General features: G+C 45.0%; 24 protein-coding genes and 1 riboswitch. Of the genes, 13 read left to right on the top strand and 11 right to left on the bottom strand.

The window, feature by feature from the left end; translation table 11 throughout:
• The first annotated feature begins 1 nt into the window (after window position 1).
• Window positions 2-158, top strand: a riboswitch (FMN riboswitch).
• 118 nt (window positions 159-276) lie between these two features.
• Complete coding sequence (locus L3Q72_RS15610) at window positions 277-1209, top strand: DMT family transporter (protein ID WP_275133089.1); 933 nt, start codon at window positions 277-279, stop codon at window positions 1207-1209.
• Window positions 1210-1287: 78 nt separating this feature from the next.
• On the opposite strand, the gene L3Q72_RS15605 is transcribed toward L3Q72_RS15610, so the two are convergent.
• Window positions 1288-1554, bottom strand: coding sequence for a D-fructose-6-phosphate amidotransferase (locus tag L3Q72_RS15605; protein WP_275133088.1), 267 nt, complete (start codon window positions 1552-1554; stop codon window positions 1288-1290).
• Window positions 1555-1783: 229 nt separating this feature from the next.
• Here L3Q72_RS15605 and L3Q72_RS15600 point away from each other — a divergent pair, with 229 nt between their 5' ends.
• The 5 genes from L3Q72_RS15600 to L3Q72_RS15580 all read left to right on the top strand — a co-directional run bounded on the left by L3Q72_RS15600 (window position 1784) and on the right by L3Q72_RS15580 (window position 5236).
• A complete protein-coding gene (locus L3Q72_RS15600) occupies window positions 1784-2581 on the top strand; it encodes a transporter substrate-binding domain-containing protein (protein ID WP_275133087.1) in 798 nt (265 codons plus the stop codon).
• Between the two features lie 50 nt (window positions 2582-2631).
• On the top strand, window positions 2632-3579 hold the full coding sequence (locus L3Q72_RS15595) for an amino acid ABC transporter permease (protein WP_275133086.1): 948 nt from the start codon (window positions 2632-2634) through the stop codon (window positions 3577-3579).
• A gap of 22 nt (window positions 3580-3601) precedes the next feature.
• Complete coding sequence (locus L3Q72_RS15590; RefSeq protein WP_275133783.1) at window positions 3602-4327, top strand: amino acid ABC transporter ATP-binding protein; 726 nt, start codon at window positions 3602-3604, stop codon at window positions 4325-4327.
• 78 nt (window positions 4328-4405) lie between these two features.
• Complete coding sequence (locus L3Q72_RS15585) at window positions 4406-4864, top strand: Lrp/AsnC family transcriptional regulator (RefSeq protein ID WP_275133085.1); 459 nt, start codon at window positions 4406-4408, stop codon at window positions 4862-4864.
• A gap of 63 nt (window positions 4865-4927) precedes the next feature.
• On the top strand, window positions 4928-5236 hold the full coding sequence (locus L3Q72_RS15580) for a DNA-binding transcriptional regulator (protein ID WP_275133084.1): 309 nt from the start codon (window positions 4928-4930) through the stop codon (window positions 5234-5236).
• Between the two features lie 227 nt (window positions 5237-5463).
• On the opposite strand, the gene L3Q72_RS15575 is transcribed toward L3Q72_RS15580, so the two are convergent.
• Window positions 5464-6036: a hypothetical protein gene (locus L3Q72_RS15575; RefSeq protein WP_275133083.1), complete on the bottom strand. Its 573-nt coding sequence runs from the start codon at window positions 6034-6036 to the stop codon at window positions 5464-5466.
• A 464-nt stretch (window positions 6037-6500) separates the two neighbouring features.
• Between L3Q72_RS15575 and L3Q72_RS15570 the strand changes: the two genes are divergently transcribed.
• Window positions 6501-6821, top strand: coding sequence for a hypothetical protein (locus L3Q72_RS15570; protein WP_275133082.1), 321 nt, complete (start codon window positions 6501-6503; stop codon window positions 6819-6821).
• A gap of 267 nt (window positions 6822-7088) precedes the next feature.
• Here the strand turns inward: L3Q72_RS15570 and L3Q72_RS15565 are convergent, their stop codons facing one another.
• Window positions 7089-8303: a cystathionine gamma-synthase family protein gene (locus L3Q72_RS15565; protein ID WP_275133081.1), complete on the bottom strand. Its 1215-nt coding sequence runs from the start codon at window positions 8301-8303 to the stop codon at window positions 7089-7091.
• A gap of 337 nt (window positions 8304-8640) precedes the next feature.
• Here L3Q72_RS15565 and L3Q72_RS15560 point away from each other — a divergent pair, with 337 nt between their 5' ends.
• From L3Q72_RS15560 to L3Q72_RS15550, 3 genes are all read left to right on the top strand, one after another.
• Window positions 8641-10011: a PTS transporter subunit EIIC gene (locus L3Q72_RS15560; protein ID WP_275133080.1), complete on the top strand. Its 1371-nt coding sequence runs from the start codon at window positions 8641-8643 to the stop codon at window positions 10009-10011.
• An 82-nt stretch (window positions 10012-10093) separates the two neighbouring features.
• A complete protein-coding gene (locus tag L3Q72_RS15555; RefSeq protein WP_275133079.1) occupies window positions 10094-11536 on the top strand; it encodes a sucrose-6-phosphate hydrolase in 1443 nt (480 codons plus the stop codon).
• 16 nt (window positions 11537-11552) lie between these two features.
• A complete protein-coding gene (locus L3Q72_RS15550; RefSeq protein WP_275133078.1) occupies window positions 11553-12560 on the top strand; it encodes a LacI family DNA-binding transcriptional regulator in 1008 nt (335 codons plus the stop codon).
• Window positions 12561-12568: 8 nt separating this feature from the next.
• Here the strand turns inward: L3Q72_RS15550 and L3Q72_RS15545 are convergent, their stop codons facing one another.
• From L3Q72_RS15545 to L3Q72_RS15535, 3 genes are read right to left on the bottom strand one after another with little or no spacing between them, the layout of a single operon-like run.
• On the bottom strand, window positions 12569-12910 hold the full coding sequence (locus L3Q72_RS15545; RefSeq protein ID WP_275133077.1) for a hypothetical protein: 342 nt from the start codon (window positions 12908-12910) through the stop codon (window positions 12569-12571).
• Window positions 12911-12924: 14 nt separating this feature from the next.
• The gene (locus L3Q72_RS15540) at window positions 12925-15084 is read right to left on the bottom strand and encodes an EAL domain-containing protein (RefSeq protein WP_275133076.1); all 2160 of its coding nucleotides are present in this window, start codon (window positions 15082-15084) and stop codon (window positions 12925-12927) included.
• A gap of 15 nt (window positions 15085-15099) precedes the next feature.
• Entirely contained in the window at window positions 15100-16065 is a 966-nt protein-coding gene (locus L3Q72_RS15535; protein ID WP_275133075.1) for a phosphate/phosphite/phosphonate ABC transporter substrate-binding protein, read from the bottom strand.
• Window positions 16066-16381: 316 nt separating this feature from the next.
• Between L3Q72_RS15535 and L3Q72_RS15530 the strand changes: the two genes are divergently transcribed.
• Complete coding sequence (locus tag L3Q72_RS15530) at window positions 16382-16900, top strand: TetR/AcrR family transcriptional regulator (RefSeq protein WP_275133074.1); 519 nt, start codon at window positions 16382-16384, stop codon at window positions 16898-16900.
• Window positions 16897-17964 (top strand): alcohol dehydrogenase family protein, encoded by a 1068-nt coding sequence (locus L3Q72_RS15525; RefSeq protein WP_275133782.1) that lies wholly within the window; start codon window positions 16897-16899, stop codon window positions 17962-17964. The genes L3Q72_RS15530 and L3Q72_RS15525 overlap by 4 nt, the downstream gene beginning before the upstream one ends.
• A 15-nt stretch (window positions 17965-17979) precedes the next feature.
• On the opposite strand, the gene L3Q72_RS15520 is transcribed toward L3Q72_RS15525, so the two are convergent.
• From L3Q72_RS15520 to L3Q72_RS15505, 4 genes are all read right to left on the bottom strand, one after another.
• Window positions 17980-19539, bottom strand: a complete 1560-nt coding sequence (locus tag L3Q72_RS15520; RefSeq protein ID WP_275133073.1) for a hypothetical protein — start codon at window positions 19537-19539, stop codon at window positions 17980-17982.
• Window positions 19540-19561: 22 nt separating this feature from the next.
• Window positions 19562-20539, bottom strand: coding sequence for an ABC transporter substrate-binding protein (locus L3Q72_RS15515; RefSeq protein WP_275133072.1), 978 nt, complete (start codon window positions 20537-20539; stop codon window positions 19562-19564).
• A 152-nt stretch (window positions 20540-20691) separates the two neighbouring features.
• Window positions 20692-21828: a YibE/F family protein gene (locus tag L3Q72_RS15510; protein WP_275133071.1), complete on the bottom strand. Its 1137-nt coding sequence runs from the start codon at window positions 21826-21828 to the stop codon at window positions 20692-20694.
• 84 nt (window positions 21829-21912) lie between these two features.
• Complete coding sequence (locus tag L3Q72_RS15505; protein ID WP_275133070.1) at window positions 21913-24024, bottom strand: 5'-nucleotidase C-terminal domain-containing protein; 2112 nt, start codon at window positions 24022-24024, stop codon at window positions 21913-21915.
• Between the two features lie 700 nt (window positions 24025-24724).
• On the opposite strand from L3Q72_RS15505, the gene L3Q72_RS15500 reads away from it, so the two are divergent.
• Window positions 24725-24871, top strand: coding sequence for a hypothetical protein (locus L3Q72_RS15500; RefSeq protein ID WP_275133069.1), 147 nt, complete (start codon window positions 24725-24727; stop codon window positions 24869-24871).
• Between the two features lie 141 nt (window positions 24872-25012).
• Here the strand turns inward: L3Q72_RS15500 and L3Q72_RS15495 are convergent, their stop codons facing one another.
• Entirely contained in the window at window positions 25013-25276 is a 264-nt protein-coding gene (locus L3Q72_RS15495) for a hypothetical protein (protein WP_275133068.1), read from the bottom strand.
• Between the last annotated feature and the right edge of the window lie 23 nt (window positions 25277-25299).

The following is a 25299-nucleotide window of genomic DNA, read 5'->3' as shown; positions in this document are numbered from 1 at the left end:
AATCGAACTTCGGGGCGGGGCGAAATTCCCCACCGGCGGTAATTTGTTTGTACAACAAAAAGCCCGCGAGCGCTTAGTGAGTTAATTCACCGCTAAGGTCAGCAGATTTGGTGAAACTCCAAAGCCGACGGTTATAGTCCGGATGAAAGAAGATCGACTGTTATGCCAATTTCTTTTTTGGAATTGGCAGTGGTTTGCTGTTTATTCATGCAGGCCGTCATGTCTTTTGCGTTTTCAATCATCACCCCTGTGCATCTTTATTAAGAGGAATTTAAGATGGCAGGTACATTCTTTATCATGATCGCGTGTCTGACCTGGGCGTTAGATACACTTATCCGTTATCCGTTATTAAATGCCGGATACTCCACCCTTCAAATCGTACTTCTGGAACACGTTACCCTGTTCCTGATAACGCTGCCGCTGTTGATACGTCACCGCAACGAGTTTAAAAACCTGTCGGGTTTAGGCTTTGCCAGTCTGATGTTTATTGGCGGTATCGGCTCTGCAATCGGTACGCTTGCGTTTACTCAGGCATTCCAGTACCTAAACCCTACGGTTGTTATTCTGCTGCAAAAACTGCAGCCACTGGTTGCGATTCTTTGTGCTTCCTGGCTGCTGAAAGAGCAAATTCGCAAACATTTTGTTATCTGGGCACTGGTTATTCTTGCCGGCAGTTTAACCATGATCTGGCCGGATATTACCAACCTCAGCTCCGGCAATTTGCATTACAGTGATCAAAGCAAAGATATCCTGCTTGGCTACGGGTATACCCTGCTTGCGGTATTTGCCTGGGGCATGGCAACTGTATGCGGAAAATATCTGTCGCGCAGTGGGATGTCTGCCAACGCCATAATGTCCGGACGTTTCACTACCGGCCTGCTTGTACTGACAACACTTGCGTTAATCAGCCCGGAGCAAATTGGCTCCATTACAGGCAGCGACCTTGGTTCACTTGTGCTTATGGCATTGCTAAGCGGTCTGGTTGGTATGTGGCTTTACTACCAGGGCCTGAAGCAGGTTCCTGCTCAGGTTGCAACTCTGGCAGAAATGACATTCCCGGTTTTTGCCGCTCTGATTAACTGGTGGGTTTTGGATATGTCGTTGAATGAATATCAGATTGCCGGTGCAGCATTATTGATTCTGGGTAATCTGGAAATTCGCCGTCATGAACTGGCACAACATGTGAATGCAGAACCGCAAAACGCGTAATGCTTAAGTTAAACGGTAAACCGCTGTTTACCGTTTAACTCAATTTAATTCCGGCTTCTTTCGGTCTCAAATTTTATTTTATTCAATAATATTAAAGCGACGGTTTTGAGTAATAGCAAAATACCATTCTGAACGCTTGATATACCTTGCAACAAAAAGCAAAGGCAGGATAAAGACAAACATAGGAAGGGATTCGCTAAAGAGAGTATTTGCAACCACCTCCTCATGCCGGACATACGCCAGAAGCGCAAATGCATCCAACATCACCGCCAGCACTAGGGCAATAGTAGAAATAAGCAACAACAAGCCCAGTGTATCTCTCAGAATTAATTTAGATTTTGTCATATCCGTGACCCCTTTCAGTAATTACTCTAAGCCAAAATACTCCTGCTCCCTCACACTTTTTGTGACGAACATCTCCTTTTTTGCCCCACTCAACAAACAATAGCCTATAACTTATTTTTCAAATTTGTCCTCAATATGCATTAATTGTTTGTCTTTTTCGGAATATTTATGTACATTGAGCGAATACTAATTCACTACAATTGCAAAATAACAGACAGGATGCATGGAAATGAAAAATCTAACTAAGAAGTTATTCGCAGTGGGAGCGACTGCGCTACTTTCTGCAAATGTTTCAGCAGGTGAAGTGCTTGACCATATCGCTGAATCCGGCGAACTAAGAGCATGTTTTGACGTAGGTTATATGCCTTTTGAGATGAAGGCTAAAAACGGTAACTACATCGGTTTTGATATTGACCTTGGCAAAGTAATGGCTAAGCAGATGGGCGTTAAGTACGTACCTGTTAACACTGCGTGGGACGGTATTATTCCTGCTCTTGTGACTGGCAAGTGTGACCTAATCATGGCGGGCATGACTATCAATGCTCAGCGTAATATGAAGGTTAACTTTGCTGACCCTTACATTATCATCGGCCAGTCGCTGATCCTGAACCCGAAACATGAAGGGAAAATCAAAAGCTATAAAGATCTGAATGACCCTAAATATGTAGTAACAAGTAAGCTTGGTACTACCGGTGAGCAGGTTGCTAAGCGCATGATCGCCAAAGCTCAGTACAATGCATTTGAAACAGAAACTGATGCAGCAATGGAAGTGATTAACGGTAAAGCAGACGCCATGGTTTACGATATGCCATATGTATCTCTATTCACTGCACAAAACGCAGACAAAACTGCAGTTGTTCTGGAACCATTCACATACGAGCCACTGGGCTGGGCAGTTAAGCAAGGCGATGCTGATATGATTAACTTCCTGAACAACTTCCTGCGCCAGATTAAAGGTGACGGAACCTACGATCGTATCTATAACAAGTGGTTCAAAAGCGACGCTTGGTTAAAACAAATTCAGTAATTTTTAATTTAGGTCAGGTAACTTGCCTGACCTTCCTTTTTGGTGTGTTTATGCAAAAGAAAACGAATTCGTGGATATGGCATCTACTATTCTGTTTAGCCCTGATTCTAATTGGCTTCGGTATCTATTCTGCCTCCCAGAAAATCAATTATTCCTGGCAGTGGGGAAGAATTCTTCCGTACATCATTGATACTTCGCCGATGGAAACTTATGCAGTTGCTGACGGAATGGTTGCTCTTAATTCTGAAGGCCAGCTGGTCATTGAATTCGATAATGGTGACCCTGCCCAGCTTATTGGTGCAGCGGATCAAATCCATGTAGCAGAAGGTGACTTGCTGTTTGAAGGTGACCTGCTAACGACAACTGAACACAGAGAAATGGGCGTACTGATCAAAGGGCTTATCATGACCCTGAAGCTCTCTGTAATTTCCCTGTTTTTCGCTATTCTTATCGGTCTGGTTGCAGCCCTGATGAGAATCTCTGCAAACCCGATGTCAAAAAACCTGGCGCTTGTTTACGTAGAAATGATTCGTGGTACTCCGCTACTGGTACAGATTTTTATCGTCTACTTTTTCCTTGGCACCGTGTTTGATCTCGACCGTTATACTGCGGGTATTGCTGCACTTTCCATTTTTACCGGAGCCTATGTTGCAGAGATTATTCGTTCCGGTATTCAGTCTATCCCGCCGGGTCAGATGGAAGCCGCACGCTCTCTGGGTATGACTTATCCAAAGGCAATGATTTATGTCATCCTGCCACAGGCATTTAAGCGTACGCTTCCGCCGATGGCCGGACAGCTAATTAACCTGATCAAGGACTCCTCTCTGGTTTCCGTGATCTCAATTACCGACCTGACTAAAGCCGGCCGTGAAGTGGTCAGCGGCAGCTTTGCTTCCTTTGAAGTCTGGTTCGTGGTAGCAGGTCTTTATCTGGTACTTACGTCAACCCTGTCATTTGGTGTTCAGAGAATTGAAAAGAGGTTAGCAAGCAGTGACTAGACCAGAATTCAGAGGCAACGATATGATCGTTGCAACAAATATTGAGAAAATTTATCCAAACAACTGTCACGCGCTAAAAAACGTTTCAGCAACCGTTAAACGCGGTGAGGTTGTGGTTATTATCGGCCCTTCTGGCTCAGGCAAATCAACGTTTCTGAGAACACTGAACCAGTTGGAAGAGATCAGCAGCGGCGATATCGTAATCGACGGTATCAATATGTACCACCGCACGACCGATATCAACGTCTTGCGTGAAAACGTAGGTATGGTATTTCAGTCTTTCAACCTCTTCCCTCACCTTTCAGTGAGAGACAATGTCATGCTGGCACCGCTTAAAGTGTCTAACCGTGACAAAGATGAAGTGAAGAAAGAAGCTGAAGGCCTGTTGGCAAGGGTTGGTCTTGGTGATAAGAAAGACGTATTCCCTAGCCAGCTATCCGGTGGTCAGCAGCAGCGTGTTGCTATTGCCCGCTCACTGGCAATGAAGCCCGATATCATGCTGTTTGATGAACCGACATCGGCACTTGACCCTGAAATGGTAGGTGAAGTACTGGATGTAATGAAGTCTCTGGCTCAGGAAGGCATGACCATGGTGGTTGTAACCCACGAAATGGGCTTTGCCAAAGAAGTAGCAGATCGTGTTCTGTTTATGGAAGATGGCGAGCTGCTTGTGGACGACAGCCCTGAAAACTTCTTTGACCAGCCAAAACATCCACGCCTGAAGAAGTTTCTTTCAAGTATTCTATAATCCGGCGGCAAAGGTGGCACCCTGCTCACCTTTGCCTGTTTTCTCTATTCTCCTTGTCCTTTTCCCGGTCTCGCATCTATGGATAAAATCGATCTTAAGATACTTGAACAGCTTCAGGTTGACGCCAAAGAGTCAATGAGCAGCCTGGCCGAAAAAGTCGGTCTTTCCGAACCTGCCTGCTACCGTCGCGTCAGACAACTGCGTGCCAGCAAGCTTATAGAAAAAGAAGTCGCCGTCGTCAAACCCAAGACCATGGGCTGGCCTTTAAGCATGATGCTGCTGGTTCAGTTCGAGACAGACAAAAACCAGATCGTAAATCAGTTTATCAACCGGATTAACCAAGCTCCGGAAGTGTTGGACTCCTGGTATGTTACCGGTGATTTTGACGTAGTTTTGCAGGTAATTGCAAAAGACATGGAAGCATTCGATGAATTTACCCAAAGGGTGCTGCATAAAGATGACAGTGTAAAAAGCGTGAAAACCTTAGTTGTAATGAGGCACTCAAAAGCTGCCGGGCCAATTCCTCCGGCAGATTAGCCAAAAGGTGAAACCTGTATCACCTAGTGGTATAGTTTGTAATTGAAATGAGGCTAAAATGCGATGAATGACAGTATATTAGACGTAATGCATAAGACGGCAAAAGAACTCACTGAATCAGGAGTTATGGATGTTCAAACCATGCGCGAGTTTGACGCCTTATGCCTGCCGAAAGTTGAGCATTATGATGCTCAACGTATTAAAGCAATCCGGGAACAAGTGAAAGCAAGCCAGGCCGTCTTTGCTGCTTATCTTAATATCAGTGTATCTACAGTGCAGAAGTGGGAAAGAGGGGACAAAAAACCTAATGGGCCATCTCTAAAATTGCTAAACCTTGTTGCACATAAAGGACTAGATGCCTTGTCATATTAGCTGTGCGGTTTTCAGGATAAAGATAAAGTGGATTAGTCTGTATCAGAGCTGACAAATGGCTCTGTCACGCCTATGCCCCTTTCCAATTTAACTCAATTACTCTCTGACTGTGACTTTAGGGGCTAATGTGAGAAACGGGCTAGAATGATACCTTATAAATAAGTTCGCCATTTTCAACTCCAAAATGTCTTAACTAGTCAGCATTAAGCGTGATCACTGGATTTCTATTAAAAACTGTAGCTAAAGTTGAATGTGCCAAATGTAAATGAATCATAGTCATTTTCTAACTGGGTTATACTGAAACCAGCTCCAACTCCATCATTAAATACAAAGCGGTAGCCAACTTCAAAAGCTAATGCTGAATCATATGAATCATCTACTGAATTGATATCAAGGCGAATTAAGGATGCACCAACCCCGACGTTAAATAGATGACGGCCAGATGCATTTTCTGCAAGGGCAAAATATTTGCCTATAGTTGCGCGCAGCCCAAAAGCACCAGTTAATTCACCTTCATTATCTTCCACCTGGAGAACATTATCAGACATAAAGGTTCCTATTGGTTTATGGTAACTAGCCCCCAAGGATGCATAAAGTGTTGAGTCAGTTATGTATGTTAAAGATATTTCAGATGCATAATGTTCATCCAAGTTATCATTGTAGATTTTATCTTTGTAAGACTTAATTCCCGCGTTACCCCCACCTAATCCAATATTAAATATCTTTTCTGAAGAAGAGGCTTGAGTTGCATTGATTGCAGCCATGATATTTAGTATAAACACAAAGGCTTTACCTTTCATACTAATAACCTTTTACTTTCTTTAATAAGTTCATTGAGAATTTATATCATATTATTTGTTACGAGGTAATATTTATTCCAAGTGAAATAATGAATATTTCTAGCGAATATATAAGGTGGCATTATTAATGAGTTTTGGTTTTTTCTTGATATAATAAATCTTGCATTGCAGCAACTTCACTCGTATAACTCCCCGTATTTTTAATTGATTGGTACTAAATATTAATTTGGGTTATATTTAATGAGGGTATTAATATCACTTTTTCTTATTATTTTTTCATTTTCTACTTTGGCTAGTGACCACGATGTTGATGACTGGCTCAATGGCAGGTCGATCAGGCTGTAGAGGTTGGATTTACCAAAGGGGACTGTAGCGTTTTGTATCATTCTGACTCTAGTGATACTGCCAGTCAAATTTATAGTATGTCTATAAAGCCTACTGAAGGTTAAATTGGAGAATATTTAATGAAGCAGTTATTACTTTTTTTGTCATTATTCTCTGGTATTGCCTTTGCTCAGGAAAGTACTCAAATAAAATCAATTACTATTTATCCAAATTCCGCTGAATTTAAGTTTTCTGATGAATTAGATGTTAGTTGCTCTGAACGAAATAAAGCCGTAACCAGTTACACTTGGAATAATGATGGTAGCCTCGTCAGCTTGGCACTCAATGCCATCGTAACAAATAGCCCGGTTGACATCACAAATGATCATAGGTGCAGTAGCTTATACGAAGGTGGAGACGCTCCATTGGCTTTAGGACTAACTATTGAAGGAAGTAAGTAACCCGGCATTTATAGCAATAAATTGTCTAATTGATTTTCATATAAATTCACCCTCTAAAAAGTTGCAGAACTGCAACTTTTTGGGTTTGTTTTCTGAAAAGAAGAGTCACGATACCAGCAGACTGTCTGTACGAGTTGGTTGTGACTCATCAGAATATGTGCAAGATTTCAGCACAGATAAAGGTTGTAAAGATAAAGGGCCTGCTATGCACGCCCTCCACAGCAAGGTTCCGGCTTATTTAATCCCATTAACACGACACTTCAGTAACTAACTTCTGCTTTTCATCCTCTCTGCCAAATAGTCAAACGCCTGCTCAAGATCCGCAATCAAGTCTTCAGTATCTTCAATACCCGCCGATACCCGAACTAAACCATCGGGGATACCAATCGCTTTTCGCTCCTCTTCCGAAACCTCAACATGACTTGTTGTCCTTGCAGGGCCAAAGGTGGTTTCAACAGAGCCAAGGTTTGCCGCGCAGTTAGCCAGCTTTAGTTGAGGCAACAAAATTGAAACTGATTTCATTCCGCCTTTTAGAGCAAAACTCAACATACCGCCAAAGCCTTTCATCTGCTTTTTGGCAATATCATGGTGAGCGTGAGTCTCCAGACCCGGATAGTAAACCGCTTCAACCAGTTCATGCTTTTCCAGATAACGGGCAATTTGCATCGCATTTTCCGCTTGCTGAAGAACGCGGAGTTTCATTGTTTTCATTCCCCTTAGCAAAAGGTAAGCGTCCCAGGGAGCAAGCGATGCACCGTTAATTTCACGGTAATGATAGATCTGCTCCACCAATTCTTTGCTTCCGCACACTACCCCACCCAACGCATCGGCATGACCGCCCAGAAATTTTGTCGCACTGTGCAGAACCAGATCCACACCCAGTTTCAACGGGTTTTGATTGACGGGGGTAGCAAAAGTATTGTCTGCAATCACAATGGCGCCAACTTGTTTTGCCACTTTTGCTATGCGTTCAATATCTGTGATTTTTAAAGTGGGATTAGTCGGTGTTTCCAGATAGACCACTTTGCAGCCTTTCTTGATTTCCCGCTCCATCGCCTGGTGGTCTCCAGTATCACATAAAGTCACTTCCACATTTATATTTGGCAGAAACTCAGAAAAAATTCTGTTGGTACCACCATAAGTATCTTTTATGGAGACCACTCTGTCTCCCGGTCTTAAAAAGGTATACAGCGTATTGCTGATAGCAGCCATACCAGTTGTACAGCTGGTCGCAGCCTCCGCCCCTTCCAGAATACGAACCTTTTCTTCAAATGCGGCAACCGTTGGGTTGGTATTTCGACCATAGATATGACCAGGCGCTTTGCCGGTTGCCACATCATACCACTCGTCCATATCGTCGTAGGCGTATGAGACGCTTACCACAACCGGAACCTGAGTTGCCCTGTGAACTCTCTGTTCTTTTTCCCCGGCCCAAACAACATCAGTTCCAAATCCAGTCGCGCCCTTTATTACATCAGTCATTTTTACTCCATCTATGCATCTGAAAAGATGGTAAAAATTTATCATCAGACTCTGATAATCGTGGTTAACCTTCCTGGCTCAGCGATAAATATTATTCTTCTTCATCCTTTAGCAATAAATTTTCTCGTTTCGTTCACAGGTAACAAATCCTCCCTCAATTCCATGTAATAAAACCATCAGTAATGTGAGGATCCTCATACTTTCCTCTGATCACCTGGTTAAATTTTAAAAGATCCTTGCTTCAAATCTGCAAATATGAAAACCTTACCACATCAAAACATGAAAACCTTTTCATGTGAATATGAAAAGCTTTTCCTACAACAAGGTAAATTTTATTATGAACCAGAAAATCGCAACAAGTTTGTTAGCTGCCCTGGGTGGTAAAGACAACATCCGCGCACTTGAACACTGTGCAACACGCCTGCGTGTTGTTGTAAAAGATAACGACAAAGTAGACGGTGAAAAAATCAAAGCAACCGAAAAAGTTGCCGGTTACTTCTTTCAGTCAGGTCAGCAGCAGATCATCCTGGGCACTGGCCTGGTAAACAAGATTCACGCTCTGATTAAACAAGAGCTTGACGGTGAAAGCCTTGAAAGTGCGAAAGGTGCAGCTTACGACAACATGAGCCCTTTCCAGAAGGCGCTTCGTTCTCTTGCTGACGTATTTATCCCGCTTATCCCGGTTCTTGTTGCTACTGGTCTTTTCATGGGTCTGCGTGGTTTTGCTCAGCAACTTGGTGTGACTTTCTCACCAGAAGTTCTGACTATGACTCAGGTTGTTACTGACACCGTATTTATCTTCCTTCCTGCACTGGTTGTCTGGTCTGCGTTTAAACGCTTTGGCGGCACACCTGTTGTTGGTATGGTTCTTGGTCTTATGCTGGTTGCGCCTATGCTGCCAAACGCATGGGTTGTGGCGAGCGGTAACGCAGAGGCACTTTCTCTTGGTATCTTTAAGGTTCAGGGCTTCCAGGGCACTATCATCCCGGCTCTAATCGTAGGTATTCTGGGTGCAAACCTTGAGCGCTGGATCTCTTCATGGATGCCTTCTGTCGTAACGCTTATCTTCACTCCGTTCCTGACTATCACTATCGGTATGCTGGCTGGTCTTCTGATCATCGGCCCTGTATTCGCAGTTGTTGAGCACGGCGTTATGATTTCTTCTGAAACTATCATCGACCTTCCGTTCGGTATCGGCGGTGCTATCTTTGGTGCACTACAGCAGGTACTGACAGTAACTGGTCTTCACCACAGCCTGATGGTTGTTGAGCTGAACTTCCTTTCTACTCTGAAAATTAACCCGCTTAACGCACTGATTACTGCGTCTATGGCTGGTCAGGCTGGTGCCGCGATTGCTTACACTATGTCTCTGAAAAACAAAGAGCAGAAAGCACTGAACTACTCTTCAATCGTTCCTTGTTTCTTCGGTATTACAGAGCCACTACTGTTCGGTGTAACTCTGCCAAACAGCAAAGTATTCATCTCAGGCATGATTGGTGGTGCGGTAGCAGGTGCATTCGCAACTCTGATGCAGCTAGCACCTTCAGTAATGGGCGTAACATTTATCCCTGCGATCCCTGCTTACCTGGGTAACGGTCTGGGTATCTACCTTGCGATGATTGTCGTTGCAATGGCTACAGCCATGGTTTGCACTAAAATTCTGGCTCGCCCTGGTCAGGAAGAGACCGGTGAAGCAGCTACAGCTTAATAACGCTGTATAACTGAACAAGGAAGTTCTGTTTTATGCAGAACTTCCATTTTTCGTTTTTTCCGTTGAGGCGTTATCAATTATGACTTCACTACTTAAACAAGCAGACTCGGTTCTCCTTCAGGCAGATCAAGAACCTCGCAATCACTTGCGCCCTAAGTTTCACCTGGCAGCACCGAAGGGCTTGCTGAACGACCCTAATGGTTTTATTGAATTTGATGGTCAGTATCACCTTTTCTTCCAGTGGAACCCGTTTGCCTGTGAGCACGGCGCTAAATTCTGGGGACATAGCGTCAGTAATGACCTGGTTCACTGGGAACTAAAACCAACGGCTCTGGCTCCGGATGCTGACTACGATACACACGGCTGCTATTCTGGCAGTGCTTTCGAACTTGATGGTGAACTGCACCTACTTTACACCGGCAACAAAAAGGCAGAAGACGGCGAACGTTTTTCTACACAATGTCTGGTCAAAGCAACTGACAGCACCAACGAGAAGTATCACAAAATTGGCCCTGTGATTCACACTCACCCAGAAGGCTATACCGCACATTTCCGCGACCCGAAAATCTGGCAGCATGAAGGTAACTGGTACTGTGTACTTGGCGGCCAGACAACAGATGAACTTGGTCAGGTACTGCTTTACTCTTCACCGGATGCTTACAACTGGAAGTTTGAAGGCCCAATTGCAGGTAATAACATCAACGGCCTGACAGAATTTGGTTATATGTTTGAATGCCCGGACCTGTTTGCAATCGGCGATACTGATATACTTATCGGCTGTCCTCAGGGCATCGGCCCGCATGGTACTCAGTTCCAGAACCTGCACAATAACGGCTATTTTACCGGAAGCTTTGATTACCAGAACATGAGCTACCAGCACGGCGAATTCCGCCCTCTGGATCAGGGCTTTGAATTCTATGCCCCTCAAACCACCGATGACAGCAAAGGCCGCAGACTGCTTAGCGCATGGGTCGGTATTCCAGATGAAGACAATCAGCCTACCCTTGAACAGGGCTGGATTCATATGCTAAGTCTGGTAAGAGAGCTTTCTGTTGAAAAGGGTAAAGTGGTTCAAAAGCCTTTCAGTGAGCACGTTGAACTGCGCCGCAGTGAGTCCAAACTGGAAGCATTTAAGCTGGATAAACAGTCTGGGTACGTAGCAGAATCTGAAAACTGTTTTGAACTGAACCTGACTGCAGAATCAATCAAGGACGGTTTTACTCTGAAGCTGGCCGATGAAGGCGACCGTTTTATCTCACTAAGCTATGAGCCTGAATCAGGCAGGCTTGTTCTGGACAGAACCAATAGCGGTTACCTTGCCGGAACCCGCGAATGCACCCTGCCAAAATCCGATAAGCTGGATCTGCAAATCTTCTTTGATTACTCAATCATCGAAATTTTTGTAAACGGTGGCGAAGAAGTATTCACATCAAGAGTATTTCCTTCAAAGAGCAGTAGCAAACTGGCGCTTAGCTCAGAGAGTTCGTGTATAATCAGTCGCTTCGAGAAGTATGATTATTGAATAAGGAAACACGGGAATGGCCACCATAAAAGAAATTGCGGCTCTGGCAGACACATCAATTTCCAGCGTTTCCCGTGTTATCAATAACTCCGGTTATGTCCGTGAAGAAGTACGGATCCGCATTCAGAAAGTTCTGGACGAAACCGGCTATCGCCCCAATGCCCTTGCCAAAGCGCTGCACTCTAAACGCAGCCAGACCATTGGGGTGATCCTTCCTAAAATTAACGCCACCTCTTCCAGTGAAAATATCGCCGGTATCGATGAATACTTCGATGCTAACGGCTACAACATCATCCTTGGTAACTCCAGCCACAGCGTAAAAAGAGAGCTGGAGTATCTTGATCTCTTTACCGAAAAACAGGTTGACGGAATTATTCTGATCGCCACAACGCTAACCGCAGAACACAGAGAAAAGTTCCAAAAGCTGGGAAAGCCGGTGGTGGTTATGGGCCAGCGTACTCACGATGATGCACCATGCGTACTGTTTGACGAAGCCGCAGCAGTGGAAACCATGGTCGACCACCTGGTGGACTGGAACCACAAAAACATCGCTTTTATCGGAGTAAGTGAACAGGATATCGCAGTTGGTATCGACCGCAAGCAGGGCTACCTGAACGGACTGCAAAAGCACGGCTTAGAGCAGAGCGACTCGCTTATTGTTCTGGGTAACTTTACTATCGAAAGTGGTTACAACGCCTGCAAACAGCTGATAGAAGAGAAGAAACAGACACCTGACGCCATTTTTGCCGTAAACGACAAAATGGCAATCGGCGCGGTAAACTACCTGATTGAGCACGGCTACAAAATCCCTCAGGATATCAGCATCTGCGGTGTCGGCGGTGGTGAAGCTTCCGCTCACTATAACCCTAAGATCACCTCGCTGGTGTATGACTTTAAAGAATCAGGCCGGGTGAGCGCAGAGCTTCTGCATCAGATGATTGAGAAGAAGGGCTGTGATCTTAAGGGACATGTCAGCTTTGTGCCGTTTCATCTTGCTGTCCGCGAAAGTACAATCAAAAGATAAGCCCTTGCCTAAAAACTCGTAAAGGAAGAAGGCTCAGCTTTCTCTTCATCCCAGCCTGCAAGGTCAATATTCAGCAGCGACTTGTGTTTTTCATTACACAGAGCTTTGATCCCGATAACTGGCACCTGGCTGCGAAACTGCGCCGCCAGAATCACTTTTTTTCCTTCGCTAAGACCTGCCCGGCATAGCTCCAGTATTTCTGCTGAATCCGACAAATGAGCATCGTCCATAGAGCAAATATCTGGCTGATTATTATATTTTTCTATCAGCCATGATTTTCCAGACTGGCCTGGCCCGGTAAGAACAATCACATCCGTCGATGCGATAAGTTGTTTAATTTTTTCCAGCATAAATAGTCCATTATCTATGAAATGTAGACAACATTATCAGGCGTTGTCTGGCTGCGTAATTTTTGCGCTAACGCGTCGGCCGACATGGGTTTATCAAACAAATAGCCCTGACCATAATCACAATCTACTTTCGTTAAAAAGTCAGACTGTTTAGTTGTTTCGATCCCTTCTGCCACAACCTGAATTCCCAGCTGGTGAGCCAGTGAAATCATTGCCGAACAGAGCGCTCTGTCCTTTTTATCATCTTCTATATCGGAAACAAAGCTACGGTCAATTTTCAGGCCATCAATATTAAATTCGCGTAAGTAACCCAGTGAAGAATATCCCGTTCCAAAGTCATCAAGCCACACCTCAATGCCAAGGGAGCGAAGACTGTCCAGCGTTTTCTTGGCGCTTTGCTTATCAAGCATCAGAGCGGTTTCTGTCACTTCAACATGCAGACATGACGATGGCAAGCTGAAGTTTCTCAGGTTCAACCGCACAAGATCGGTAACTTTGCGGGCATACAGCTGTTTGGCCGACAGATTCAGCGCAACATGGAAGTCAGAAATGTCGAATAAATCACTCCACTTTTGTATGTCGCGGCATGTCTGCTCGATAACCCATTCACCAAGAGGATTGATAATACCTGTTGCTTCAGCAACGGGAATAAATTCAACGGGAGAAATGTAACCTTTGTCCGGATGTTGCCAACGTAGCAGTGCTTCTGCTCCCGTTATCTGACCGGATTTCAGATCGATTTTTGGCTGGTAGACCAGCTCAAACTGACTAAAATCAGATAAGGCTAAGCGCAGATCCCGCTCAATTTCACCCCGGTTAGTAACCAGCTCTTCCATCTCGCAGTTGAAAAGGCTGTAGTCTCTTTTTCCGCCGGCTTTCGCTGCATACATAGCAATATCTGCATTTCTTACCAGCTCTTCTGAAGATTTGTCAGAGCCGGTGGAAAAGGCAATGCCAATACTTGCACCAACCACCACCGACTCTCCGGGCGCATCTAAAAATATCGGCAAATCAAGCTCATTTAATATGGCGGATGCAAACTTGTAAGCCATGGCTGCTTCATTAACATCTGATAAATAAAGCAGAAACTCATCCCCGCCAACTCTGGCTAATAAACTGTCACACCGGAACTTTTCAGCACTGCTTGTTTTACCCAGGCTATCCCTGATTCGTTCTGCTGCTTTGCAAAGAAGTTCGTCTCCCGCCTGGTGACCTAAATTATCATTGACGCGCTTAAACTCATCTAAGTCGATAAAAAATATAGCAAACCGGGAATCTTTTTCTGATGTCAGCTTTTTATCTAAGAACTCGATAAACTGTGTCCGGTTAGGCAACTTAGTTAGCGGATCATGGTATGCAAGAAATTCGATGGCGTCAGTTCGCTGTTTCAGGTTTGAGTCCATTTCATTGAATGAATTTGCTAACTGACCCAATTCATCATTTCGATGAATGTTGTTTGGTGTTAAGTACTGACCTTTACTTATGCGCTTAGAGTGGCGAACTAAGCGGGTTATCGGGGCGATTAGCGTATTTGCCATTAATACAGACAAAGCCAGACTTATCAGACACATTAAAATGGTGATAACAGCGAGCAGAAGCGTACTATACTGGCGGCTTAACTGATTGATGTCTGTGATAATACTTTTGTTGTTCTGAATATCTTCCTGAATGGCCTTGAGCGAATACTTCATCATCACACCGCCAAGCAGCTCGGTATTTAAGATGAGAGGCTGCGCAATTGAAAGTACATCCATTTCATTTTCAACGTACACTTTCCTGTCTGTTAATACGGTTTTCTCCAGCGAAGGCATCTTAAGTGCCATACCGTAGTCATTCGTCAGTTCGCTTCCCGTATGAATCACAACACCTTTGTTATCAAATACTTTAATTTCCAGTGTGGAGCTGTCTTTTAGCGCAGGTTCCAGTATTTGATGAATCGTCTCAACATCATAAAAGTACATAGGGTTAAGAAGAGCTTCCGATAAGTAGTTTATCGACTGCTCTGCTTTTTCCCGTGCATGAGCGACAAACCTTTCCGACATGCTATCGGAAGTTTTTTCCAGCATTTCACCGGCAAAGTAAGATGAAATAAAAAACTGAGAAACAGACAGGCAGCCCATAGTCAAAATGACCATAAGCATATTCCCAAGTACCAGTCTGCTCTTTAATTTCATCCTGATATTCTCATTTTAATAAGCCATAAACTCATTAAGCAGCGCCATCCTTTCGCCGGCCCACTTTATGCTCTCCTTAACATCAGGAGAGATGGCATCAAATTTTTTGGTCTTTTTGTACGCTTTTAATGCTTTTCTGCCCTGCTCAGTTTCATGAGCCGAAAGCAGCAACTGCAAAATGTCATTTTCCAGCTCAGCTGGCATGTCCGGGCGAGCTAACATTAGTGCTCGCGGTACCGGGTGACTGGTGTAAATAATTTGAAGCTGTTTCTGCACGGGCTCAGGTATCTCTTTGTTCCAGTCAAGGTTACTGAATGCAGCAGAAGCGACGATATTTCTGTGCACCCAACTCATCATATTGGACTCACCACCGGAGCGGGAAAACTCGTCAGAGAAAAAATAACCCACTTTCCCTTCAGGCGGTAACTCGCGCGGAGACGTTAACTCATACAGCTCGTAACCCTGTTCAATAAGAATAGAGGCAGGAATCAGAAACGCACTGGTTGACCCTCTGTCTTCAAATACGATTGTTTTACCGATCAGGTCATCCAAAGAGTTCACACCATTCTCTTTTTTTGAAAAAAATACCGTGGAGTATTCGCTCACACCACTTTTCCAACGTCTGGCTAGTAAGCGCGCCTCCGTACTATCAAGTAACTCATGAGCAGCGAATACCGTTTCAGATACAAGATCCACCTGTCCGTTACGCAGCCAGCGTTTCATCTGAGTCATGTTCTTTGCCACAACCACACGGGCAGCGGAGATATTATGCTTTTGCAGATTAGCGGCAAGATAGTCAGCAATAGGCTGCGTCCGTTTAAACGCTTTTTTTGGGTTACTGCTGATTTCGCCGATAACCAGAGTATTTTCCCGCGCTATGGCTTCAGCTTCCTGAGATGCAGAAAGTGATGAAGAACAAAGGAAAAACGACAAAATTATGCCAAAAAATGAAACGCTGATACGACGAAAAATAGCGAACATAGCAATTACTCTGGTAGTGAAACTGATGCAATATACAAATAGGAGTGTGTGATATTTGTACCAAATTTATACAGTACATTCAATTATATAAGCGAGGGTTAATGTGCTGAATCACAAATAAGTATCTGTATTAACGTCACATTTCATCCTGCATGTGAAGCCAACCTATTGATAAACCGAATAGTTATCCTCAAACATAAATTTTCTATCAGAGTTTACCCGGATCACAGCGCATATGAACACATTGACAAGGTAGAACGGTTATTCTACCCTACTAAGTAAAACGTTCATTCTACCCTTACGGTCAGGTTAACCTATGCTAAAAGAACAAATTGCCGCCAGCCTTGAAGTGGCCTTCAGCAAACATGGCTTTGCCGAACCCAGCGTTGCCAGGCTCAAAGATGCCTGTAACGTGAGTCTGCGAACCCTGTACAAACACTACCCTTCTAAAGCTGCCATGGTGATTGGAGCCCTTGAGCACCGTCATCAGAGATACCTCTCATTCTTGCTTACCGGTTCACCTGAGCCCGGTATCGATTCGGTTTTGCACATATTTAAGCAACTGGAGTTCTGGATGAAGGAATATGCGCCGCATGGCTGTCTATCCGTTAATGCCATTGCCGCCTTTCCCGATAGTCCGGAAGTCACCATGGCGGTCAAACAGCACAAAGAGGAAGTCCGTCAGTTGCTTGGCCGCCAAAGCCAGAGAGAAGAGTTATCCGACGCCCTGTTTTTATTACATGAAGGCGTATCCAGCGCCTGGCCGGTGATGGGTCAGAAGGCCGTTATTTCAGCTCAGGAAGCGATACAACAAATTATGAGGATCAACCGATAATGCACACCATTCCAAAAACAATGAAAGCGGTACAGCTCACCGGCCACGGTGGCCCGGAAATGCTGCAGTACACTGAAGGAGCAAGGGTTCCCACCCCGGCTTCAAACGAAGTGCTAATCCGCGTTGGTGCTGCCGGAGTCAACAACACCGATATCAACACCCGGATTGCCTGGTACTCAAAAAGTGAAGGCGAAAGCGCCGATGCCAGCTGGTCTGGTAATGCATTAGAATTTCCCCGCATACAGGGGGCCGATGTCTGCGGCACTATTGTTGCGGTCGGCGAGAATGTGAATGCTGAGCGTATTGGCCAGCGGGTGATTATTGAGCCGTGTATTACCGAGTCCAACGGACAGCCACTGGACCTTGCATGGTATTTCGGCTCTGAATGCGATGGAGGATTCGCGGAATATACTCTGGTTTCAGCCAGGCATGCCTATGCGGTGAACAGCCCAATGTCCGATGTGGAACTGGCATCCTTCCCCTGCTCTTACTCAACAGCGGAAAATATGCTGACCAGAGCAAACGTGACTGCAGAAGATAAGGTACTGATTTCCGGTGCTTCCGGCGGTGTTGGCTCGGCTGCAATCCAACTGGCTAAAGCGCGTGGTGCCAGTGTCATCGCAATCGCTAATCCGGCGAAAAGCCCGCAATTAAGCGACTTAGGTGCAGAGCAGGTGTTAGCAAGAGATACCGACCTTGTCACCGCTCTTGGCGAAAATAGTGTCGATGTGGTTATCGATCTTGTGGCCGGAAGCCAGTGGCCACATTTTCTAAATGTATTAAAGCCCAGGGGACGATATGCGGTGTCCGGCGCCATTGGCGGTGCCATGGTTGAACTGGATGTCAGAACCTTGTATCTGAAAGATCTCAGCTTTTTCGGCTGTACCGTACTTGAACCTGAAGTTTTTCCTAATCTTGTGCAGTTAATAGAGAAACAGAAGATTAAGCCTCTGGTTGCAAAAACATTTCCTCTACACGAGATAAATGTCGCGCAAGAGGCATTTCAGCAAAAACAGCATGTGGGAAAAATTGTTTTGGAAATAGAGCAGCATAAAAAAGCGTAAAAACAGGCGGCTCAATCAGGACTCATTGGTATTTTGCGCAGAGACATCCTGCAAAATACCAATCACTTTTACCGCTTTACCGGTATCGTCATAAATGGCTTCTGAACGGTGGGTAATCCGTTTTTCAACGCCATTTTTTACCCTGTACCTGTTTGTCCACATAAGATGATGCCCCTGATCCGGCACTGCAAACCAGTGTTGTGTTGCATCGGCCCGCTCTTGTGGGTCAACCATATCCAGAAGCCCCCTGAGCCCTGACGCTTCTTCATTGTCATCAAACTCGAACATAGCGTAAGTTTCACTGGAAAACGAAAACGCCCCCGACTTAAGATCCATTTCCCACTGCCCTAACCGGGCTATTTTCTGAGCATGCTTTAACAAGCTCTGGTTTTTTCTCAGCTCTCTTTCTGTCATTTCCAGAGCTCGGTTCTCACTCTCCAGTGTCCTGTTCATTGTCGCCAGTTCAGAAACCAGCTCTTCATCCCGGCGTTTCGCTGATTTCAGATCCTGTACCATTTTGTTGAAACTGGACAGTAAAACGTTGATCTCTTCCACATCCGACAGCCCTATCGGTCCGGGATAAGCGCCATCACTTACCCCTCTGGCGGCAGTGGACAGCTGATTTAGCGGGTCGATCACTTTTCGGTTCAGGTAACGCCACACAATGTACGCAAGAATCATCGACACACAGACAATCAGAAATACGTTAAGCAAAACAGTGGCAACCAGACGATAGGCTTTCAGCACCGGCTGCTCCACAATTACCTGAAGCCCGAGGGAGTTTAGTTTTCCCGATAAAGCGTAAACCACCGACAGCTTTCCGGAAAGACCCTCGTCCAGCTCGCCTCTTTTCAACGGGACTTTAATCCTGCCCAGAACCACACTGGGGTTTTGGTGAGCAACAATTTTTCCGTCACGGCTAATAACATAGGCCTCTCTTTCATCTTCCAGACCGGCCATCGCCATGGCGCCCCATACAGATTTAAGCCGCAGGTCCGCAAAATAAACATGGGTAACACTGGTATTGCGGGGATGAGTGAGCGGTAACGCCAGTCTGGCAATAGGCTCACCCAGCTTATTATCAAAAATGACTTTTACCTGCCTTTTATCTTCTTCTATGACTCTGGAAAATAACGGAGACGAGGCAAGATCAATAAGCTCCTCCTGCGCACTAATGCTGGTACGGGATACACGGGTAACACTGGCATCGTTAACCTTTATCACCCCGGCGGTCTGATAAAGCTTGCTGCTCAGCACAAGGCTTTGCAGCATTTTTTTCTGCGTGGCAGAATCCGCCGCTGAAAGGCCCTGATCGCCAAGAAACTGAACATCCCGTTCCGCCTGGGTAAAGATAGCCAGCACTTTATCTTCAATCGCAACCGCGATTTGACTGAACAGCTCCAGCTGCTGTATCCGAAGTGACTGATAGCTGGATTGCAGTGAAGTCAGCGCAATAATCAGAACCGAACTCAGCGTAAAACCCAGGAATGTGAAAAGCAGCCGGGTCTTTAAGCTCTTTGGAGAGCCTATTTTCCCGGGTTTACTTGCGGTCTTTTGGGCGACAACTTCCCGCATACTTTATCAGCCAGAGCCAGGCTTATTGCGCTTTCGGACGGATAATCACCTTGGCCTGATGCAGCAAACTATCCGGAACCTGCAGCCCGATAGCCTGTGCCGTCTCAAGGTTAATTCCCAGATAGGACTCTGCGGTTTCCACCGGTAGCTGAGCCGTTTTCACTCCGCTTAGTACCTGATGCGCCATTCTGGCGGCCTGATGTCCGGCTTCATAGTGAACGATGCCGTAGGCCATCAACGCCCCTTTTTCTACCTGCAGATTGGTTGGCCCTGAAAGCGGAATTTTTTGATCGATAGAGACCTTAACTATGTCTTTTATCCGCCTGTTTACCACACTATCCGGCAGAAGGAACAGCACATCGGTTTTTTGCGGTATATGCGCCAGTACCTGATCAATCGCGCTGTTATCCGGGCATTCAGACAAGGTAAGAGTCACCCCCAACTGCTCAGCACTCTCTTTAAGCTGAGCAATGGCGCTCATGGGCGCGGCATCATTGGGATTAAACATCACCTGAAAAGTTTTGGCATCCGGAACCAGCTGCTTCATAAGATCCATTCGCAATGCCTGATTATTACTGATACGAACGCCACTAAGGTTGCCGCCGGGAGCGGTAAGGTTTCTCATTACCCCGGCTTTGATAGGATCGGCAATCACACCAAATATCACCGGAATATCGGTATCTGCTGTTGCTTTATACGCCGCGACACCGGTCGGGGTGCCTGCGGTAAAAATCAGATCGACTTTGGAATCCACAAACTTACTCAGTTGCGCTGATAACGCCTCTCCCCTCAGAGGCTTGTCGGCGGAAAGAATCGTCAGGTTATCCCCTTCTTTATAACCTAACTCTGCCAGTCCATCTTTAAACCCCTGAACATTGTTTAATCCATTGGGATTATTGGTCACAAGCCCCACAGTGTAGCTACTGCTTTCCTTCTCGCATCCTGTAAGAAATATAAAAACAACCGGCAATAAAAATTTGAACAGACTTACTTTAGACATAACTCAACCCACGCTAGCTAACAGACTCATTTCACAATGAAAATTATCCTTCTCATCAAAAATAATGATTGGACAAATCGCAGTTTTTTCCATGTGGAAATGCCGCAATGCTGGGTATGATCACATTAAAATGCTATTTTTAAAGCAGACACTTATGCCTTCTGTTTTTCGGCCTCACCTGACGGAAACAGAGCAGAAGAGACCCATGCCGTAATAGGAATGGTCAGCACAATGCCAATACTGCCTGCCAGTGCATGAACCAGCCCCATGGCAACTAACGGTGTATTGATAAACTGAGTCACCGGCATATTAAAGCCCCATACCATCATCATGGTGGTTAAAGAGCCACCTGCGATTGCCAGTATCAGGGTATTGGTCATGGTCCCCATGATATCCCGGCCAATATTCATGCTGGCTCTGCGAAGCTGCGCCGGAGTCAGGCTGGGATCGGTCTGGCGAAGCTCGTGGTAAGAAGAAGAGATGGAGATAGCCACATCCATAACCGCGCCAAGGGCAGAAACCATAATAGCGGTAAACATCAGCCAGCGGATTTGAATTGGCTGAGAGGCAAGATAAATAACATCTTCGCCTTTATCCAGATAGATGCCGGAGAGGTAAGAGAGCTCGCCAAACACCTGTGAAAATGTGCCTGCCGCAATCACGCCTAAAAGGGTACCTATCATGGCACACAGGCTTTTTATGTTGTAGCCACAAACCAGAATGTAGTTGACGACGATTTTTATGCCCATCAGGACAATGGTCAGCAGCATTGGATTCCATCCGGCAAAGATGGCTGGAACCAAAACACCAATGATCAGAGCTGCTGTAAAGTAGAGGGAAACAATGGAGTTAAACCCTTCTTTTTTACCAAAACCAAGAAGCATAATCATAAAGACAGCCAGCATACCGTAAATGGCCGTGGAACGTTTATGGTTGTACGCCCAGTACACTGTCCCGCCGTCTTGCTGACGCACCATCATAATAAAGTGGTCGCCTTCCTGAACATACACATTGTGCTGGCGGCTAAGCGGATTGGTGATCCGGACCTCTTTGCCTTTTTCATCCCCTTCCAGGATTTGCGCAAAAAATATCTGTCGTCCCGTCATTATGGATGGCACGCGAGGATCCGGAGCGATCTGCTGAGATTCCATTTTGGTCACTCTGGCTTCCACAAACTCCTGAACTAAAGGCGATTTCGGGCGGACACTTTCGCTCAGGCCTGGAGAAAAATAAAAGATCGCGGTGGAAATCAGCGCAATAAGAACGGGGAAATTGTATTTTCTGAGCATAAATTCGATATAAATGTATTTCTAATAAAACAAATGGTACGCACATTTTACTGTGCGTACCATTTAACTAACAGATAAACAGGATTACTGAGGTTTTACAGTACAACCTGCATCATCTTTAGTGCTGTTTGCGTAGTAACTGCCCGGGTTATTCGGGTTCAGAGAAACCGCGATGCCAGGGTACTTAGCGTTTTTCCAGTCAATCTGTACACAAACTTCTTTATTCTGAAGTTTATTCCACAGAGCCTGACCTTTACCGCCGTCAGTACGTGCTGTTTTAAACGCAGCGTCCTGAACAAATGACCAGTTTTTGTTGTCGTCAAAGTTATCTACGTTGATACCTTTGTTCGCTGCAACATAGTCAGTCAGCATGTCACGGATTGCGTATACCGGCTCGTTCGTTGACTCATAGTAAATATCCGCATCCGTTGCCCAGCCTTTACGCTTCAGGTGGGTACCGTAACGGTAGTTGTTTACTGCTACTTTATAAGTTGCTTCAGAATCAAACGGGTTGCCCGAGATAGATTCAATAATAATTCGCTCACCCGCTGGTTTAGCCAGGTCAACTTTATACTGAATCGCACCATCAAACTGATCGTAGTTATACGCTTTTGCGCCTTTACGGAATGAAACTGTCAGGTCACCGTCAGTGTATCCATTAAAGTAGCTGTAAGACCACTCCATGAACTCTTTCAGTTTTGCGCCTTTCATGTTCACACCAAGAAGGGTGTTATCGTATTTGTACAGGTTAGTTGATTTACCCTTAGTGTACTGCTCGCCGTCAACCAGGTTACTTTGATCAGAGAACAGAGAAGCGGCAGAAACTTCTGCGCCAGTCTTACTGATCTGGATCTGGTTAATAAAGTCGATTAGCGGAGTATCTGCCACTTTTGCCATATGAATGGTTGAGTACAGACGGCCGGTGTTAGGGTTAAATGCTTCACCGGTTACCGCATCAGCAAAACCTGTTGCCGTTGGGGTAAAGTTGCTGGTTACTGTACCAAGCGGAGTACGCGCATCTTCTTTAGACTGAGTATCCACATAACGGAACTCGTCCTGAAGAGCGACGTCTTCTTTTACTTTCTTAGTGCTCAGGTTAGCAAGGGTGGTATCAACCATTTCCCACTTGCCATTGTTTTTCTTCAGCTTAATTTCCGCTTTTGCAAGTGCAGCACCCCATTTACCAGGTTCGATGATCTTAACCTTAGTGTTTCGGTTACTTTCATCGTAGACACCTGCAAGGCCTTTATCTTCTGCGCGGCTTTTGCCTTCAGCAGAGATATCTGTGCCTTTAAAGCCGGCACTTGTGTAAGAGTCCTTCGCGATATTTTCGATATAAGTTGCGTGTTCGTGACCTGCAAAGATAACGTCGAATTTATCCGCCATTGCAGAAGCGATTTGATACACGCCAGCGCCAGCCGGGTTCTCACGCTCGATATGCAGTGCACCAACAATCACGTCCGGCTGATACTCTGCAACCAGTTTGTCCACCGCTTCCTGAGTTGCGCTCAGCTCGTTTTCAAACTTCAGACCAGCAAAGTGGTTTGGAGCCGATGCTTCCCAGTTTGGTACGTTGGAAGGAGTCAGGCCAACTACGGCTACTTTAACGCCTTCAACATTAAACATCTGGAACGCGCGGATGTAGTTCAGATCGTTGCTTTCCCACTTAATGTTGCTCGATACCACTGAGCCATCAAATGCAGCAAGGTTACGGTCAATAAAGCTACGCTCAAAGTTGAATTCGTGGTTACCCGGAACCCATACGTCATAGTCAAGAGAGTTAAGAGCAGAAACAACCGGGTGAGTTGGCTGGTCATTAAACAGCTGAGCTGAGTTACCCTGAACCGTATCACCGATATCGATCATGATAATATTCGGGTTTTCTGCACGGACTTCTTTCAGAAGTGTTGCAACACGGGTAACACCTGCGTCGTTATCTTCTCGGTCCATTGCATAGTCGTAACCAAACAGGCGTCCGTGTAAATCTGACGTCGCGCCCAGAGTGACAGTTACCGTATCTTGCGTAGTTTCTTTACCTTTTGTAATCACGTCTGCAGATGTGATTAGGGTTTTTCCTTCCTGCGCAACCGGAGAATACGTTGCTTCTGGTGCTGTTGAAGTACTTTCACCGTACTGACAGCCAACCAGGCCAGCAACCACTGCAAGGCAGATTAATTTTTTTTGGGGCATATTCATCTTATGTAATCCATTTCATTACTCACGATTCACCTAAATAGTGAATGCACCAACTCTACAAGTATTTTATGAAGGATTAAAGAATTTAGAATTAATTTTGAGCTTTAAGTCTAGGTTATACGTTTGCTTGCGGGAAATTTGTCATATGAACATAGTACAAAAAAGTTTCTGGCAACAAAATATAAACGTTTGCGTTGATAATTAATATTATTAACTTAAATTATCCGTTAGTTCCTCCCTACGCTGTGCCTTGTTATCTTGTGAACATTTCCATCACTCCACTACTCTTCTGCCAGGGCCGAAAGCAGGAGAGTTTTCCATAAAATACGGGTGGTATGGGACTTTCTTAGCAGGCCGCAGTATCAGAGTTCCGATAACAATAAGACAACAAGTAATATTAAGCTATTAACGCAAAAACATAATTAACTCTAAAAATTTGCCCACATAATAAGTAAGTATTTTTATATATAAACACGTTTGAGTTCCTGCAACCTATTAATATAAGCATCTAAAATAGAAAATAATGCATTCCAAATGTAACTTGCTAACTAATATAGTGAAAGTTTATACCTTGATTAAGTTGACGAATTTATTGCCAGGTTTCTATCGTCACCCATGTTTTTCATTTTTTACTTGTAATGAATAAGAGCGTTAGTTCTAAGGGACGGCAATCATCCAGGGCATTTCGTTAAGTATGTATGTGATTTTTGTACTTGGTGTAGCAAACTGGCTCGGATACGGCCTGACGGTTAGTGACCGTCCGATGATCATCGCAAACGCGGTAACTCTTGCACTCGCTTCTCTGGTGCTTATGTATAAAGTAAAGTCTGTTCTGAGATCAGAATAGAAACGACGGCGTAGTTGCGTTTGTGCTCGTTACCATGCTCCAGCGTGGTAATGCATACCTTGGGTGGAATGAAATGCAGTAGGTAAAGTGGATTGCTTTAAGTCAGGTATGTATTCCCACGGGGACCGTGGGAACAAGGCGTTATACACTTTTCTCGTAAAATTCCAGATGCCCGATTAGCTCATCTAAAAAATAAAACAGTCTATCGCTACTGGCTCTATTAAAATGGTAAGACAGTTCTCCGATAACATGAGATAAATCATATTTTTGGAAGCGAATCCACTTTTTCCTTTTATTTTCAAGATCTAACTTAGTGTTCTTATCAAGAATAGTAAAGCCAGCCAAGTTCAGGATTGCTTCCTTTTCTTCTCTGGATAAATCTATTTGCAAATACTCTTTTTCCATTGAGGTTACCTCGGTTATAGCTC

The sequence above is a fragment of the Vibrio sp. JC009 genome (genome assembly GCF_029016485.1).
GTDB lineage: Bacteria > Pseudomonadota > Gammaproteobacteria > Enterobacterales > Vibrionaceae > Vibrio.
This window is presented reverse-complemented; position numbering and strand designations above follow the sequence as displayed.

What these genes read in the sequence shown, in the direction of transcription:
- L3Q72_RS15610 (WP_275133089.1), top strand. Translation starts at nt 277, where the DNA reads ATGGCAGGTACATTCTTTATCATGATCGCGTGTCTGACCTGGGCGTTA.
- L3Q72_RS15605 (WP_275133088.1), bottom strand. Translation starts at nt 1,554, where the DNA reads ATGACAAAATCTAAATTAATTCTGAGAGATACACTGGGCTTGTTGTTG.
- L3Q72_RS15600 (WP_275133087.1), top strand. Translation starts at nt 1,784, where the DNA reads ATGAAAAATCTAACTAAGAAGTTATTCGCAGTGGGAGCGACTGCGCTA.
- L3Q72_RS15595 (WP_275133086.1), top strand. Translation starts at nt 2,632, where the DNA reads ATGCAAAAGAAAACGAATTCGTGGATATGGCATCTACTATTCTGTTTA.
- L3Q72_RS15590 (WP_275133783.1), top strand. Translation starts at nt 3,602, where the DNA reads ATGATCGTTGCAACAAATATTGAGAAAATTTATCCAAACAACTGTCAC.
- L3Q72_RS15585 (WP_275133085.1), top strand. Translation starts at nt 4,406, where the DNA reads ATGGATAAAATCGATCTTAAGATACTTGAACAGCTTCAGGTTGACGCC.
- L3Q72_RS15580 (WP_275133084.1), top strand. Translation starts at nt 4,928, where the DNA reads ATGAATGACAGTATATTAGACGTAATGCATAAGACGGCAAAAGAACTC.
- L3Q72_RS15575 (WP_275133083.1), bottom strand. Translation starts at nt 6,036, where the DNA reads ATGAAAGGTAAAGCCTTTGTGTTTATACTAAATATCATGGCTGCAATC.
- L3Q72_RS15570 (WP_275133082.1), top strand. Translation starts at nt 6,501, where the DNA reads ATGAAGCAGTTATTACTTTTTTTGTCATTATTCTCTGGTATTGCCTTT.
- L3Q72_RS15565 (WP_275133081.1), bottom strand. Translation starts at nt 8,303, where the DNA reads ATGACTGATGTAATAAAGGGCGCGACTGGATTTGGAACTGATGTTGTT.
- L3Q72_RS15560 (WP_275133080.1), top strand. Translation starts at nt 8,641, where the DNA reads ATGAACCAGAAAATCGCAACAAGTTTGTTAGCTGCCCTGGGTGGTAAA.
- L3Q72_RS15555 (WP_275133079.1), top strand. Translation starts at nt 10,094, where the DNA reads ATGACTTCACTACTTAAACAAGCAGACTCGGTTCTCCTTCAGGCAGAT.
- L3Q72_RS15550 (WP_275133078.1), top strand. Translation starts at nt 11,553, where the DNA reads ATGGCCACCATAAAAGAAATTGCGGCTCTGGCAGACACATCAATTTCC.
- L3Q72_RS15545 (WP_275133077.1), bottom strand. Translation starts at nt 12,910, where the DNA reads ATGCTGGAAAAAATTAAACAACTTATCGCATCGACGGATGTGATTGTT.
- L3Q72_RS15540 (WP_275133076.1), bottom strand. Translation starts at nt 15,084, where the DNA reads ATGAAATTAAAGAGCAGACTGGTACTTGGGAATATGCTTATGGTCATT.
- L3Q72_RS15535 (WP_275133075.1), bottom strand. Translation starts at nt 16,065, where the DNA reads ATGTTCGCTATTTTTCGTCGTATCAGCGTTTCATTTTTTGGCATAATT.
- L3Q72_RS15530 (WP_275133074.1), top strand. Translation starts at nt 16,382, where the DNA reads ATGCTAAAAGAACAAATTGCCGCCAGCCTTGAAGTGGCCTTCAGCAAA.
- L3Q72_RS15520 (WP_275133073.1), bottom strand. Translation starts at nt 19,539, where the DNA reads ATGCGGGAAGTTGTCGCCCAAAAGACCGCAAGTAAACCCGGGAAAATA.
- L3Q72_RS15515 (WP_275133072.1), bottom strand. Translation starts at nt 20,539, where the DNA reads ATGTCTAAAGTAAGTCTGTTCAAATTTTTATTGCCGGTTGTTTTTATA.
- L3Q72_RS15510 (WP_275133071.1), bottom strand. Translation starts at nt 21,828, where the DNA reads ATGCTCAGAAAATACAATTTCCCCGTTCTTATTGCGCTGATTTCCACC.
- L3Q72_RS15505 (WP_275133070.1), bottom strand. Translation starts at nt 24,024, where the DNA reads ATGAATATGCCCCAAAAAAAATTAATCTGCCTTGCAGTGGTTGCTGGC.
- L3Q72_RS15495 (WP_275133068.1), bottom strand. Translation starts at nt 25,276, where the DNA reads ATGGAAAAAGAGTATTTGCAAATAGATTTATCCAGAGAAGAAAAGGAA.